The sequence below is a fragment of the Clostridium paridis genome (assembly GCF_016765615.1).
GTDB lineage: Bacteria > Bacillota > Clostridia > Clostridiales > Clostridiaceae > Clostridium_T > Clostridium_T paridis.
This window is the reverse complement of the sequence record NZ_JAESWA010000024.1, coordinates 25,733-40,355: the sequence shown is the minus strand read 5'-3', so window position 1 is coordinate 40,355 and position 14,623 is coordinate 25,733. Positions and strand designations below refer to the sequence as shown.

At 30.5% G+C, this 14,623-nt stretch carries 10 protein-coding genes and 1 riboswitch; all 10 genes read left to right on the top strand.

What is annotated here, in order from left to right:
- Window positions 1–24 precede the first annotated feature (24 nt).
- On the top strand, window positions 25–459 hold the full coding sequence (locus tag JK634_RS20575) for a type II secretion system protein (protein WP_202768802.1): 435 nt from the start codon (window positions 25–27) through the stop codon (window positions 457–459).
- A gap of 85 nt (window positions 460–544) precedes the next feature.
- Window positions 545–1,687 carry a type IV pilus assembly protein PilM gene (gene pilM / locus JK634_RS16365; protein WP_202768801.1) on the top strand — a complete coding sequence of 381 codons (1,143 nt, stop codon included), beginning with the start codon at window positions 545–547 and terminating at the stop codon, window positions 1,685–1,687.
- 12 nt (window positions 1,688–1,699) lie between these two features.
- Window positions 1,700–2,254, top strand: coding sequence for a PilN domain-containing protein (locus JK634_RS16360; protein WP_202768800.1), 555 nt, complete (start codon window positions 1,700–1,702; stop codon window positions 2,252–2,254).
- A complete protein-coding gene (locus JK634_RS16355) occupies window positions 2,254–3,450 on the top strand; it encodes a hypothetical protein (protein ID WP_202768799.1) in 1,197 nt (398 codons plus the stop codon). Before JK634_RS16360 ends, JK634_RS16355 begins: the two co-directional genes overlap by 1 nt.
- A 13-nt stretch (window positions 3,451–3,463) precedes the next feature.
- Entirely contained in the window at window positions 3,464–4,309 is an 846-nt protein-coding gene (locus JK634_RS16350) for a type IV pilus modification PilV family protein (protein WP_202768798.1), read from the top strand.
- A gap of 11 nt (window positions 4,310–4,320) precedes the next feature.
- A complete protein-coding gene (locus JK634_RS16345) occupies window positions 4,321–6,594 on the top strand; it encodes a hypothetical protein (protein ID WP_202768797.1) in 2,274 nt (757 codons plus the stop codon).
- A 14-nt stretch (window positions 6,595–6,608) separates the two neighbouring features.
- A complete protein-coding gene (locus JK634_RS16340) occupies window positions 6,609–7,127 on the top strand; it encodes a prepilin-type N-terminal cleavage/methylation domain-containing protein (protein ID WP_202768796.1) in 519 nt (172 codons plus the stop codon).
- 64 nt (window positions 7,128–7,191) lie between these two features.
- The gene (locus JK634_RS16335) at window positions 7,192–11,160 is read left to right on the top strand and encodes an SdrD B-like domain-containing protein (protein ID WP_202768795.1); all 3,969 of its coding nucleotides are present in this window, start codon (window positions 7,192–7,194) and stop codon (window positions 11,158–11,160) included.
- Window positions 11,161–11,282: 122 nt separating this feature from the next.
- A riboswitch (purine riboswitch) is annotated at window positions 11,283–11,380 on the top strand.
- A 153-nt stretch (window positions 11,381–11,533) separates the two neighbouring features.
- Window positions 11,534–12,991 carry an IMP dehydrogenase gene (gene guaB / locus JK634_RS16330; protein WP_202768794.1) on the top strand — a complete coding sequence of 486 codons (1,458 nt, stop codon included), beginning with the start codon at window positions 11,534–11,536 and terminating at the stop codon, window positions 12,989–12,991.
- Window positions 12,992–13,007: 16 nt separating this feature from the next.
- Entirely contained in the window at window positions 13,008–14,540 is a 1,533-nt protein-coding gene (gene guaA, locus JK634_RS16325) for a glutamine-hydrolyzing GMP synthase (RefSeq protein ID WP_202768793.1), read from the top strand.
- The last annotated feature ends 83 nt before the right edge of the window (window positions 14,541–14,623 follow it).

Sequence of the window (14,623 nt, the reverse complement as noted above, 5' to 3'; positions counted from 1 at the left end):
TTAAGTTATCAAGGAGGAATAAAAATGACAAAAGCAATTACAACAAAAAGAAAAAAGAAAGGTTTTACCTTAATCGAACTTATTATAGTTTTAGCTATTATGGCAATACTTGCAGCTATTGCAATTCCAGGATTTAATGCGATAAGACAAAATTCAAGAATTAAAGCTGATAAGCAAAGTTGTGAAGCAATTAAAAAAGCAGTACAGACTTTAGTTGTAGATGGAACACTAACTCATACTGGTACCGTTACATTAACAACTGCAGCGGACGTTACAGCTGAAGCTGGAGGAACTATAGATAGTACTGATATAACTGCACTTAAGGGAGTTCTTGCAGATGTCAAAACACCTGCAGATACTACAGTTTCTGGTAATAAGTTTACTGTACAAATAACTAGTACAACTGTTGAAGTAAAGACAAATAGTGATGGTGTAAGAACATCTAGTGCTACATTCTAATTAACATCTAATAGAAAGTGTAAAGTTAATTTATTAACTTTACACTTTACTTATACAAACAATAAGGAATTTATGAGGTGATATTTTGGCAGCTAATAAGTTGAAATCCATAAATTTAGATACAATAAAGAAATTAATGAATACGGATCTAAGTGGTTTAAAAAGTAAGATAAATCAAAAATCCCAGAAGAAAAGAAAAGAAGTTAATAAGACATTTCTTTCTTTTGATTTAGGTAGTGAAAAAATAAAAATAGCAGTAGGAAAATTCTATAAAGGAAAATTTACTATAGAAAAACTTATTACAGCGGATACACCAGAAGATTCAATTCAAGATGGAAACATTGTGAATCTACCTGCATTAGAATATTTTATTATGCAAAAGTTATCAAATGAGAATATAAAAATTAAGGATGCAATATGCACAAATAATTCAACCTCAATAATAAACAGGGAAATAGTTATACCTGAAGTTCAGGAGGATGAAATTGATACCGTTGTAAAGTATGAAATACAACAATACCTGCCTCTTAATATGAATGATTATATAATTCAAAGCAAAGTTATTGAAAAAGCAGAAATTGAAGGCAAAAAAGGACTTAGAACATTAGTTATAACATATCCAGATAGAATGGCAAGTACTTATTATAAAACTCTTACTAATGTTGGGTTAAAGCCTGTGGCTTTAGATATATCTTATAATTCATTAAACAAGCTACTAAATAATAGTAGAAAAATAAATGATAGCGAATATAATTCCAAAGACACATTAGCATTTATTGATTTAGGGGCTAATAGTCTTGGTGTTAACATATATAGGGATGGAAATCTTGATTTTTCAAGAATAATAAAATCTGGTGGAAGTAATATTGATGTAGCAATTAGCAAAACATTAAGACTTCCAATTAGTGAAGCAGAGAAAACTAAGATTACAACTGGAAGTTTAACTAATATGGAAGAGAGTGAAGTTAACAGCATAATAAAAGATGTTGTAGATGAGTGGATATCAGAATTGCAGAGAATAATTCAATTCTATAGAAATAGGAAAATTGGAAATACAATAGATAAAATTTTTCTTTACGGAGGTTCTTCAAGCATAAAAGGAATTGAAGAATATATAACAAATAAAATAGGTATTTCTACAGAAAAGGTTCAAAGCATTGATAGTATAAATTATAGTGAGTCAATAGAGAAATATTTAAATGCAATAGGCGCACTTATAAGGATATAGGGGGAGCGTATAATGAAGGATTTTAACTTTTTTGCCCCTTATCAAGGGAAACAAAAGCAAGCTAAGGATAAAAAAATATATATCTATACATTAGGTTTAGTTTTGATAGTAGTTATTTTTGGAACTCTTATATGGAATTCTGTTAGCATTTTCTTATTAAATAAAGATATTAAGAAATACAATTCAAGTATAAATGCAGCTGATGTTCAACAGAAATATAAAGAAGCTGAAGACATAAATAATAAAAGTAGTGTATTAAATAAATATAATGCATCAATTGATATCATAAATGCAACTATTTCGAAAAAAGATAGAATTTCTTCTGAAACAATTCATAATATAAATTCAACATTGCCAAAGGAAGTAAGTTTTGCAAGTATAACCATAGATGAGAATGCAATTGATTTACAAGGTTCAGCTAAGAATAGACAAGCTATTGGTGAGTTTCAACATAATATGAAAGCGTTAGATATTGTATCTGATGCACAGATTATAAATATTAGTGATGTTGATAATGGTAATTATAAATTCGAGTTAAAATGCACATTAAAGGATGTGGATAAATAATGAAGATAAGTAGTAGGGAAAAGTTTTTACTTGGAATATTACTAACTGCGTTAATAATTGTAGGATATTATGAATTAGTTTTTGTAAATCAAAGGGCAATTGTAAATAAATTAAAGAATACAAAGGCTGAAACTGAAATGAAATACAATACTGTGATGGATACAGTTAATTCCTTAGATAAGAAAAAGGAAGATTTAAAGGTATTAAAATCAAAGATATATGATAAATCTGAGAAATTATATCCAACAATAATTCAAGAAAAGATAATTGTAGAGTTAGATGATCTTTTAAAGAAGTCTAATGTTAATGGCAGTATATCTTTTAGTGATATTTCTGTAAAAGGAATTGAATTAAGTGCAAGTAAGACTCAAAAGTTACCTGAAAATTCTTTTGAACCATTTATAAAACAATATAATGGAGACTCTACTTCAAATACTAGTGAAAAAAATGATACAAATAATCCAAGTAAAGATACTTCATTAAATGTTGAGCAAATAAAAGTGACATTAAATTATACAGGAACTTATGATAACTTAATGAAATTAATTAGTAATATTGAGCAAAATTCTAAAAAAATAGTGTTATCTAATCTAGTTGTTATGTCAGGGGGGACTACTCAAGTAAATGGTTCTTTAGTGCTAAATTACTATAGTGTACCAAAAGTAGACAAACAGGATGAGGATTATTTTAATTGGACGCTTAATAATAATTATGGTAAATCCAATCCTTTTGATATAGGGGTGACAAGTACCTCTGTAACAAAAAGTAATAACTATGACTTTATTATGACTGCAAGAGCAAGTAAATCAGACTTAGCAACTGTGGGGTTAAGATATGCAAGCGATAAAAAAATGGAGACTGGCATTTATGCAGACAGTAATTCACCAGAGGATGTAGAAATTACACTTTCACAAAAGGACGGCAAATATTACTATAAGTACAAGACAAGTAGAGAAAGTTATCCTAAAGGATATTCAGGAACAGGAGTTCAGTTTAATCCTAATGGAAGCAATATATTAATTGATATAATCTCAAATATAAGATTAGATGATAATGATAAGTCAGGAGTTAACCTTAAGGTAATAAATAGTACAGATAAGGAAGTTAGTGTAAATATTATAGGGGATGATTCTTCAAGACCAAGAGTGAAGGTCACTAGTGAAGGTAAGACAGTTAATATTACCAATAGTAAATAGAGGTGAATGCCTTATGAAGATTAAGAAAGTAAAAAAAGGAATGACGCTAATAGAAGTATTAATAAGCATAGCTATTTTAGGTATATTAATAGTGCCTTTAAGTTCAATGGTCTTAACCTCTGTAAGCATTAACAGAATGGGAAAAGAGAAGCAACAGGGAACAAATGTAGCACAAAAAGTATTGGAACAAATTAAAATTATAGATGAGCCAAATATAGAGGATTTATATAATAATATACGGGCAAATTTCCCCTCTAGAGAGATTGGAACAAACGAACTTAAACTTTATTATGATGAAGATGGTAGTCCAGCGACACAAACAAACTACAAATATTTAATAGATTTAACCCTTAGTGAAAGGACTCACAATGTAGTAAATGATATTGTATTTAATAATAATATCCAGGTTAATGATTCAACATTAATAGCGTATAATAACCATCCTGAAGTGAGTATTAGTGATGAACTTAAAGTCGTAGTTAATGATGAAAATGAAACCAATTTAGAAATGATAATCAATGGAGTAGCTTATGATTTAAGTAAACAAAATCCAGATATAGCAATAACATTTGGGAAAAGCTTTACTAATACAAATGATAATCTAAGAATAGTTGTAGAAAATAATAGCAGTGAAAATTTAAATATTTACATTAATAAAAAGAAAGATATAACGGCTAATTATACAATTGTAAACAGTCTAGGTAGAGTAAATCAATTTTTTAATTATGAAGATAATGCAAGCTATGATGCAATAAATAATTCAGTAAAATTAGATTTAACTACATATGTGCACAATAATCAAAGTGGACAAGATAAGAAAATTGCGCACGTAGAAGGATATAGAAATCTTGGAGAGTAAGGAGGGAGTATATGAAAAAGAAAGGTTCAACGCTTATAACAGTAGTTGCTATTTTCGCTATTTTATTTACTGTTGGTACTGCAATAATTTCACTAACTCTCTCTAGTTATAGATTAAGAAATGTACAAACAAAAAATTTAGAAAGTTTATATTCATCAGAATCTGGCTTAGATGAAGCAAAAAAAATTATTGAGGTGGCAGTTCAAACTGCAGTAAAGAAATCAAATTATGAAGCAGTTAACGAGGCAACCAAAATTAATGAACAGATAGATCTAGTAAAAAGACAAGGGGCTTCTTCATATTCTCAGGCAATAAATACTATTGTAAATGAAAGAAAGAATACTAATGGTTTTGATTACAAAGTATTTTTAAAGGATGAATCAGGAACTAATAATGCTGCAAATACTTTCTATTATATAAGTAATGATGGTACACTGGATTTAGATAGTATTGAGGCAAAAGAAAAAAACATATTTAAATCAGTATTCAAAAATATAATTACTGAAAACTTAAGACAATGTATCACTAATGATGGAGAAAATTATACCTACCAATATCTTGGATTAGATAATGAAAATAATATTTCGTTTAGTAATGTGACTTTAAGTAATGGCGCTAACATAGAACTTGCAAACTATAATACTTTCGGAGATAGTGGACTTCATATTAGTCTAATATCTACCTTTAATAGCCCAGAGGGTAATGGGAGAACAATAAAAAGAAAAATTCAAGCTAATTACACTATAACTGTTCCAGATTTAGAAAATAAAAATTTTACTAATAATCCCTTACTTCAAAAGACTATTGCAGCAGATGGAAGTATGTATGTACTAAGTAATTTAAGAATTAATGGAGATATTTTTGTAAAAGGAGATGCTTCAGATAATCCATCTGACCTTGTTTATGGTAAATATGATGGAGGAATAAACTTAAATTTTGATAAAAGTGAACGAAGTGCCTCAGGAACAGAATTAAATAGAAATGAAATAAATGTTAATCTAAATGGAAATGTAGTAACATCAAACACTCTTAACATAAAACAAAATAGTACAGTAAATGTTACTGGCGGAAATTTATATGCTAGAAATGTTAACTTAGGAAAGATAAAACTAGGAGATTCTGAGATTTCAAGAAATACATTGAATGTAAAAACAGATATGCTTGTAAACAATGACTTTACATATAATGCATTTAGGACTCAAGTTCATTTAAATAATTTATATGCAATAAATGATATAACAGATAATACTGGAGATTTAAGTAAGGCTAAAAACTCTAGCTGTATTATTATAAATAATTATATGAATGATGGGCAATCAGGAATCACAATAGATAAAGATGTTTTTATCTTAGGATCAGCATATATAAATGCAACAAATGGAGCTGGTGAAAAATATCAAACAGGGGAATCTATAGCTATAAAAGGTAACTATTCTGCATACACATCTCCTATTAATGATGGAAATAAGTATTTATTTGATTATTTTAATCCACTGCAGTTAGTTGATTCAGTTAATGGAAGTAGGATGACTTCTATGGAGCGTAAAACACGATATTTCCTTGATTCAACAAGTAGGAATGGGCTTCCTCATAACGGAGTAATTGAATTAAAAGGAAATCCGACAGATAATTTTCTAATTAGTGGGGCCTATATAAATGGGGATAATGCAATAGAACCAGAAGATGCTGATGTGACTAAGAATAATACCTTAATGAATAAAAGAAAAGAATTTGCAAACCAAGTGTATGAGATGGGGAATTTTAATACAAATTCGGCTGATGCATCTACAGCCTTATTACAAAAATATAATGCTAGTACAGTTGAAAAGGATGTTACTAATCTTATTAATATTTCAGGAGATATATTTAGGCAAGATGGAGATACAATAGTAGGTGTTTATCATAATAAAGCGAATCCTATATTGTTAAGTGATAGTAGTGCACCTAGGACTGGATATAGTAATGTAATTAACATAAATGGAAAAAAGGGCATAATCATCACAGATTCCGATATTGTATTTGATAATAAGGACCTTAATTTTACAGGTACAATTATTACTACAAGAGACATATCAACCTTAGCAGGAGCGGATGAGGTAAATAATATTTCAATTAATTATGATGGAAATTTAGTTAAAGAACTCGTAAATAAATACAATCTAGAGAGTATTTTTAATACTTCAGATTCAGGAAAAACCCAAATAGGAAGTATTGAACTTAATAATAGTAATGAAATTAATACAAATGACTTGATAAAGACAAATGAGTGGACAATAATAAGATAATAGAGGTGAGGTTTTTGAAAAAAAGAAAAAAGGGATTTACAATTATAGAATTGCTTTTAGTTTTAGCTTTATCAGCAGTAGTTTTAGGTGTTGTTTTTTCCTTTTTCCTATCGAATACCAGAACTATTAATGCAACAGGAGTAAATTCGGATTTACAAGAAGAAGCACAAGATATAACTGAAAAGATAACCAAGGATTTAATGGAGGCAGAATCCATTAGAGATATAATAAATTCTGATAGTGTAGATGTTTTAACGAGAAATAGCTGCGATATATCAAGAGTGGAGATAGGATTTCTTACGGCAGAAAGTGTCACTTATTTATTAAGTGGAAGCAATCTAACTAAAAATGGAGAGGTAATAGGAAAGGATGTTGAATCTTTAAATGTAGAAACTTTGGACGGAAGAAGTTTCTCACAAACAAAGGGTGTTAAAATTACAATAAACTTATCTAAAGATTTTGCAAATGAGACCTATGCATATAAGACATCAACTAATATAATATTTAGAAACAAGGGAGCAACTACTATGTAGGTAGAGAGAATAGAGCTTGAAAAAAGCTTGGAGTTAATATGTAAATTTTAAGGGGGTGAAACTAATGAGCAAAATGAGCATTAAAAAGGTATCTATAATTATATCATTGATATTTATAGTTGCTATTTTAGCTACTGGTTTTATTATTAAACCCAAGGCAACTAGAGCTGTTGTTAATAGGGATACAATTTCTATTTTAGAAATAGAACCAGGTGATAAATTTCGTTTAACAGAAAATTCAAAAGGTGCGACTAGTGGGGAAGAAAGATTTAAAAATCAAGTAGGTGGCAAGAAAATAATAGTTATGCATATGACAATGGCAGAGTATATATCTAAAGTTGATCAAATAAATGGTAAGTATGATGTAGTTGTTGTTGGAAGCTATTCAGGGTCGACAGGAGATAACTTTTCATATACAGCACCGTTTACTTCTAAGCCAGGATACATTCCTTTTGGGAAAGAAGTTAGAAATTTATCTGGAAATAATTATGGAGTTGCAAATGATAGTATTTTGAAAAAAAATGGACAAACTTACGTAGAATACTATAGTGAAAATGATATTACAAATAAAAGAGCTAGTGAAATATTAGAATTAATTAATTCCAATCAACTAGTATATATAGCTAATGAAGTTTTTTCAAATAATAAGACCAAACTTAATAGTAATTTTAATAGCATTTCAAGAAGTAATTTGATAAAGACAAGCAATAGCTCTATAACAGTTAGTAATATTGTTAGTAAATATACTAACACTAGTTCAAAGCCTAAATACAGACCTATATTAACAGTAAATAATAGTCCAGCAAACAATAATAGAAATATGAATTTTAACTATAATATTGTTTCAGAAGATAATAGTCCTTTAAATGTAAACTTATATTTAGATTTAAATGGGGATGGATTGTTTAAGGATAAAGAGTTAGTTAAGCAAATGCCAGTGACTCCTGAAAATGGGCAAATATCGGGCAATATAGGATATACTTTGCAAAATAGTTTTGTTGGGCTTTTAACTTGGAAGATTGAAATAGAAACTCAAAATCATGTTAAAGTATATCAATTGGGAAGTGCAAATTATAATACTTATGATGGTAGTAAGGTTAATGTTAGAGTTCTACAAGTCTATCCAATGAGTCAAGTAGATGGTAGTAATAAAAATATATTATCCTTAGAAAGTGATAATCAAATCAAAAGTTTATTAACACAAATTCAAGACTATTCATTAACAATTACATCAATTTCTTCAACTGACTTTAATTCTACAGCTGGAAATTCATTAAGGTTGAATGGAAGATATGATATGATTATTTTGGGTTTTGCTGATAGTTATGGATATGCTGATTTATCTTCAAATGCCATAAGTGAACTTAAGAGTTTTATAAATACTGGACAGAGTGTAATGTTTACTCATGATACCTTAACTTACAGAAGTTTACCTTATAGCTTAATAGATTCATCTGATAAAAGCTCTAAAAATACAACTCAAGCATTTAGGGATGTTTTAGGACAAGCCAGATATAAAGATACCTTAAATAATTCAAGTGAGTTAGATGTTTATCCCCAATATAATGTAGCTACAGGAGCGTATGAAAACAGAACAATACCACATGATATTTCAAGTAATTCAAACAAAATTACCTATGGGTATACAGACGGTATTCTAAAAATGTTTGATAGCAATGCTAATGCAGGCTCATATAGTGGAGCATCTAACCAAGTATATAAAATGAATGATGGGTTAATCACTCAATATCCGTTTGTATTATCAGATATTTCAGTTGCAGATACTCATTATCAGTGGTATCAATTAAATCTCGAAGATAAAGATGTGGTGCCATGGTATACGTTAAAGCCTAATGGAAATGGATATAATCAATATGATGCAAGAAATTATTATTACACCTATTCAAAAGGTAATTTGACATACTCAGGTACAGGGCATAGTGGAGGGTTCACAACGTTAGAAAAGGAACTCTTTGTAAATACAATGGTTAAGGCCTCCAGAGGAGCAAATCATGCACCTACGCTTGAGGTAACAAACTTAGATAATGATCAAGCTTTTTCTAAAAATCAAGACGAAATTAATTTTAGTGTTACTCCATCAGATATGGATAATGATAAACTTACAACAACTATAACAGTAAAAAATGCAAGTGGAAATGCAGTAGGTTCTCCTATTTCATATCCCAATAGAGCTCAAGGATCACCAATTCCTGTTTCTCTACCTAAAGATAATTATGATTTTACCCAGATGGGCGGAAAAATGACAATCGTAATAAGAACAGTTGATCCGTTAGGTGCTTATTACGAAGAAACAAGGACAGTTAATTTAGTAAATGATGCTACAATTTCATTAACTAATAATCCAGAAGTAATTAGGGGATTAGTAGGAGATAAAGTTTCTGTGAATTTAATTGCAAATGCAAATGCAGGAGGGGTCAATTCTCAAATAACTGATATTAAAGTTGGAGTACAAGCAAATGACAGTAAATATACTTTGGATAAGAATAGCATTTCATATGATGATGTAATGTTTAGCCCTCAGCCAAACACCCAATCACAAAACGGACCTATTAATGTTACTCTTAATGCTGATGGAAATGCAAACATTCCATGTAATTTAAGTTACAATTATAATGGGAGTAATAAAACAGGAGATTATTCAATTCCAATAGCAGCAAGAACCGGTCATATAAATGTTTCAGTTGTTAATCAGAATAATCAAATGATTAGTGGGGGAAGTATCGCAGTAACATCTCCAGGAAATATAATATCTAGTCCTATTAATTATAATGGAAATATAATGACTTTTGGAGATGATAGTAAGAAAGTGACATCTGGTGGGTATTCATTTACATTGACTCCTCCAAGTGGATATGTAATAGTAGGTGAGGCCACTAAAAGTTATCAACTAGGATATGATAACTCAGTACAAAATGTTCAGTTTAAAGTTACAAAAGCACCTACTGTAAAACTAACTTATGAAAAAGAGGATGGATATTTAAAAGGTGATAGTGGAAATGTACAGATAAATCTTGTAGGTGTAAAAGGTGATTCTGACGGAGAGATATCAAACATAAAACTAAAATTCTCTAATTATGATACTTCAAATGTGAAGTTAGACCAAAGCGATTTTACTTTTAATGATATCAGTTGTAGCCCTGAACCTCAAGGAGGAACGCAGAGTAAAAACTTGAGTGTGGATTTCTTGTCTGATGGCACTCTAAATGTCGATGGTGAGCTTAGTTATGATTTAACAGTTGAGGGAAATACCACTAATGTTACAGTTCCATGTCCATTAACCTTTGATGTAAAGTTAGGTACAGTATCTGGAGCAGTAAGTGTTATAGACCCTGTAACGAATGTTACTTCTGTTGGGAAACCTATTGTTGTAACCTTAAAAGATAGTTCAGATAATATTATCTCAAGTACAAGACTTACTAATGGTGCTGGAAGATATTCATTTAATAGTATAAAGACAGGCAACTATAAAATTTCTATAGATGAAGTAGAGGGATTTACTTTAGATTCAACAAGCAAAGTAGCAGACGTTAATTATGATAATAATGCTAGAGTTTTAAACTTTAATTATACAAAGATAAATTCCACTTTAGCACATGGATTATATAATAATGGAACAATTGGAACAAGTTCTCCGAGCTTAACTAAAGAAACTTATGCTAACTTTGGAATAGATATAAAAACTTATGAGAATAATCCTAGTCTAGTATTAAAGCTGGACTCAAAATTAATGTCAATTGATGCAACAAATGAAAGTGATTTCAAAATTTATAAAGTTACAGATCAAGGTACACTAGAAGAGGTTACAATAAGCGGTAAGATAACTAAGTTAGACAACCTAAATAAAGGATCATCCTATAAAATAAATTTAACTGATGTTGGTTATAAACATTATATTATAGTATATAGTGTTAAATTTGGAAGTGATGATACCTATACAAACATTGTTTCTACTACGGGAGTTGGTAATGTACCGGTAAATATAAATTGTGGGGATTTGCCAGATTTATTTTAAAAAAATAGGGCCGATTTAGTCGGCTCTATTTTCATGTAAAGAATAAAAAAATGCAGTAAGTCATTAGAAATGAAACAATTCATTCATTGTTGACAAGCATAAAAGTATATTCTATAATGTTTATAACTTGAAAACAGTTAGCTCGTATATACTTGGGATATGGCCAGGAGTTTCTACCGGAAACCGTAAATTTCCGACTATGGGTGAATTAATATGTAGATGCTATTTGGAAATCTATTAACATATTAACTTCATCTGAGTTAATGTGTTTTTTTTATACCTAAAAATGAAGGAAAAACTGTAATTTTATATTATGAATTGCAGGAATTAAATCATTGTTGCAAGGGAAAATTATAATTTTAGGAGGTTTGTTATGGCAAGAATATTAAAAACAGCTTATACTTTTGACGATATGCTTTTAGTACCAAATAAATCAGAGGTTTTACCTAAGGACGTAAGTCTATCTACTAATTTAACAAAAAAAATCAAACTTAACTTACCATTAATGAGTGCTGGTATGGACACCGTTACTGAATCTAAAATGGCAATTGCTATGGCTAGAGAAGGCGGTATAGGAATAATACACAAGAATATGTCAATAGAGGAACAAGCTAAAGAGGTAGATAGAGTTAAGAGACAAGAAAATGGAGTAATTACAGATCCAATATACTTGTCAGCAAATCATTCTGTTCAAGCAGCGTTAGATTTAATGGCTCAATATAGAATATCAGGTGTTCCTATAGTATCAGAAGATGGTAAACTAATAGGAATCATAACAAATAGAGATGTAGTTTTCGAAACTGACTTTGATAGAAAAATAGATGAAGTTATGACTAGAGAAAATTTAGTAACTGCTTCAGAAGGAACTACATTAGAAGAAGCCAAAGAAATTCTTAAAAAACATAAAATTGAAAAACTTCCTTTAATAGATGAAGCAGGATACTTAAAAGGATTAATTACAATAAAAGACATAGAGAAAGCTAAAGAGTTCCCAAATGCAGCAAAAGATTCAAAGGGAAGACTATTATGTGGAGCAGCTGTAGGTGTAACAGGTGATATGTTAGAAAGAGTTGAAGCATTAGTTAAGGCTAGCGTAGATGTAATTACAATAGATACAGCTCACGGACATTCTAAAGGCGTATTAGAAGCAGTAAAGCAAATTAAAAAGATATATCCAGATCTTCAAGTAATAGCAGGAAATGTAGCTACACCTGAAGCTACTAGAGATTTAATAGAAGCTGGAGCAGACTGTGTTAAAGTAGGTATAGGACCAGGATCAATCTGTACTACAAGAGTTGTAGCTGGAGTAGGCGTACCACAATTTACCGCAGTAATGGATTGTGCAGAAGAAGGTCATAAATATGGGGTTCCAATTATTGCTGATGGAGGTCTTAAATACTCTGGAGATATAGTGAAAGCATTAGCTGCAGGAGCATCAGTTGCAATGATGGGATCTTTATTTGCAGGTTGTGAAGAAGCTCCGGGTGAAATGGAAATATATCAAGGAAGAAATTATAAAGTATATAGAGGTATGGGATCACTTGCAGCAATGCAAAAGGGTTCAAAAGATAGATATTTCCAAGAAGGAAATAAGAAGTTGGTACCAGAAGGTGTTGAAGGAAGAGTAGCATATAAGGGATATGTTTCTGAAACTATTTATCAATTAATTGGTGGAATAAGATCTGGAATGGGGTATTTAGGTGCTAAGACCTTTAAAGATTTATATGAAAATGCAACGTTTGTAGTTCAAACATCAGCAGGATTAAGAGAAAGTCATCCGCATGATGTTAATATAACAAAAGAAGCCCCAAATTATAGTGTGAATCAGTAAACTTTAGGAGGAAATGATGAACAGAGATTTAGTTTTAATAGTTGATTTTGGTGGTCAATATAATCAGTTAATAGCAAGAAGAGTTAGGGAATGTGGTGTATACTGTGAAATTATTCCTTATACAATATCAGTAGAAACTATAAAAGAAAGAGATCCAAAAGGAATTATCTTTACAGGTGGGCCGAATTCAGTTTACGGAGATGATACTCCTAAGGTAGAAGAAGGAATATTTTCATTAGGTGTTCCAGTGCTTGGAATATGTTATGGAGATCAATTAATGGCTCATATATTAGGTGGAGAAGTTGCAACTGCTCCAGTAAGAGAATATGGAAAAACATTAATTAATCTAGATACAACTTCAAAACTATTTAAAGGAATAGATGATAAAGAAACATGTTGGATGAGCCATACAGATTATGTAGCAAAAGCTCCAGCTGGATTTAGAGTAACTGCTCATACAGAAGTATGTCCAGTAGCAGCTATGGAAAACGAAGAAAGAGCTTTATATGGAGTGCAATTCCATCCAGAAGTTGAACATACACCTTTCGGTAAAAAGTTATTGGAAAACTTCTTATATGAAGTATGTAATTTATCAAAGTCATGGTCAATGGCATCTTTTGCAGAAGAGAAAATCAAAGAAATCAGAGAAAAAGTTGGAGATAAGAAATTATTATGTGCTCTTTCAGGTGGAGTAGATTCTTCAGTTGCAGCAGTTTTAGTACATAAAGCTGTTGGAAAGCAATTAACCTGTGTATTTGTAGATCATGGTCTTTTAAGAAAAGATGAAGGCGATCAAGTTGAACAAATATTTAGAGATGGTTTCGATATGAATCTTATAAGAGTAAATGCTCAAGATAGATTCTTAGGAAAACTAAAAGGAGTATCTGATCCTGAAACAAAGAGAAAGATAATAGGAGAAGAATTCATAAGAGTTTTTGAAGAAGAAGCTAATAAACTAGGTGAAATAGAATACCTAGTACAAGGTACTATCTATCCAGACGTTGTAGAGAGCGGAACTGGAACATCAGCTGTAATTAAAAGTCACCATAATGTAGGTGGACTTCCTGAGGATATTGAATTTAGTTTAATTGAACCATTAAGAGAACTATTTAAAGATGAAGTTAGAGCTGTAGGAGAAGAACTAGGAATACCACATCATTTAGTTTGGAGACAGCCATTCCCAGGACCAGGACTTGCAATAAGAGTACTTGGAGAAGTAACTGAGGAAAAACTTAAGATAACAAGAGAGGCAGATGCTATATTTAGAGAAGAAGTAGCGTTAGCTGGCCTTGAAAGTGAAATATGGCAATACTTTGCTTGCCTACCTAATATCCAGTCTGTTGGAGTAATGGGAGATGAAAGAACATATTGTCATACAATAGCATTAAGAGCAGTAACCTCTTCTGATGGAATGACTTCAAATTGGGCACATATACCATATGAAGTATTAGATAAAGTATCAAGAAGAATAGTTAATGAAGTTAAAGGAGTAAACAGAATTGTTTATGATGTAACTTCTAAACCACCAGCAACTATTGAGTGGGAATAAATTAAAGAAGGTCAGCAAACTCTTATAAAATAAGAGTTTGCTGTTTTTTTATGTTAAGAATCAAATTTGAGCTTTTGAAAGTA

Bases quoted from the DNA above. Each gene is read 5' to 3' on its own strand.
- guaB (WP_202768794.1), top strand. From the start codon at position 11,534: ATGGCAAGAATATTAAAAACAGCTTATACTTTTGACGATATGCTTTTA.
- JK634_RS16345 (WP_202768797.1), top strand. From the start codon at position 4,321: ATGAAAAAGAAAGGTTCAACGCTTATAACAGTAGTTGCTATTTTCGCT.
- JK634_RS16360 (WP_202768800.1), top strand. From the start codon at position 1,700: ATGAAGGATTTTAACTTTTTTGCCCCTTATCAAGGGAAACAAAAGCAA.
- JK634_RS16350 (WP_202768798.1), top strand. From the start codon at position 3,464: ATGAAGATTAAGAAAGTAAAAAAAGGAATGACGCTAATAGAAGTATTA.
- JK634_RS20575 (WP_202768802.1), top strand. From the start codon at position 25: ATGACAAAAGCAATTACAACAAAAAGAAAAAAGAAAGGTTTTACCTTA.
- JK634_RS16335 (WP_202768795.1), top strand. From the start codon at position 7,192: ATGAGCAAAATGAGCATTAAAAAGGTATCTATAATTATATCATTGATA.
- guaA (WP_202768793.1), top strand. From the start codon at position 13,008: ATGAACAGAGATTTAGTTTTAATAGTTGATTTTGGTGGTCAATATAAT.
- JK634_RS16355 (WP_202768799.1), top strand. From the start codon at position 2,254: ATGAAGATAAGTAGTAGGGAAAAGTTTTTACTTGGAATATTACTAACT.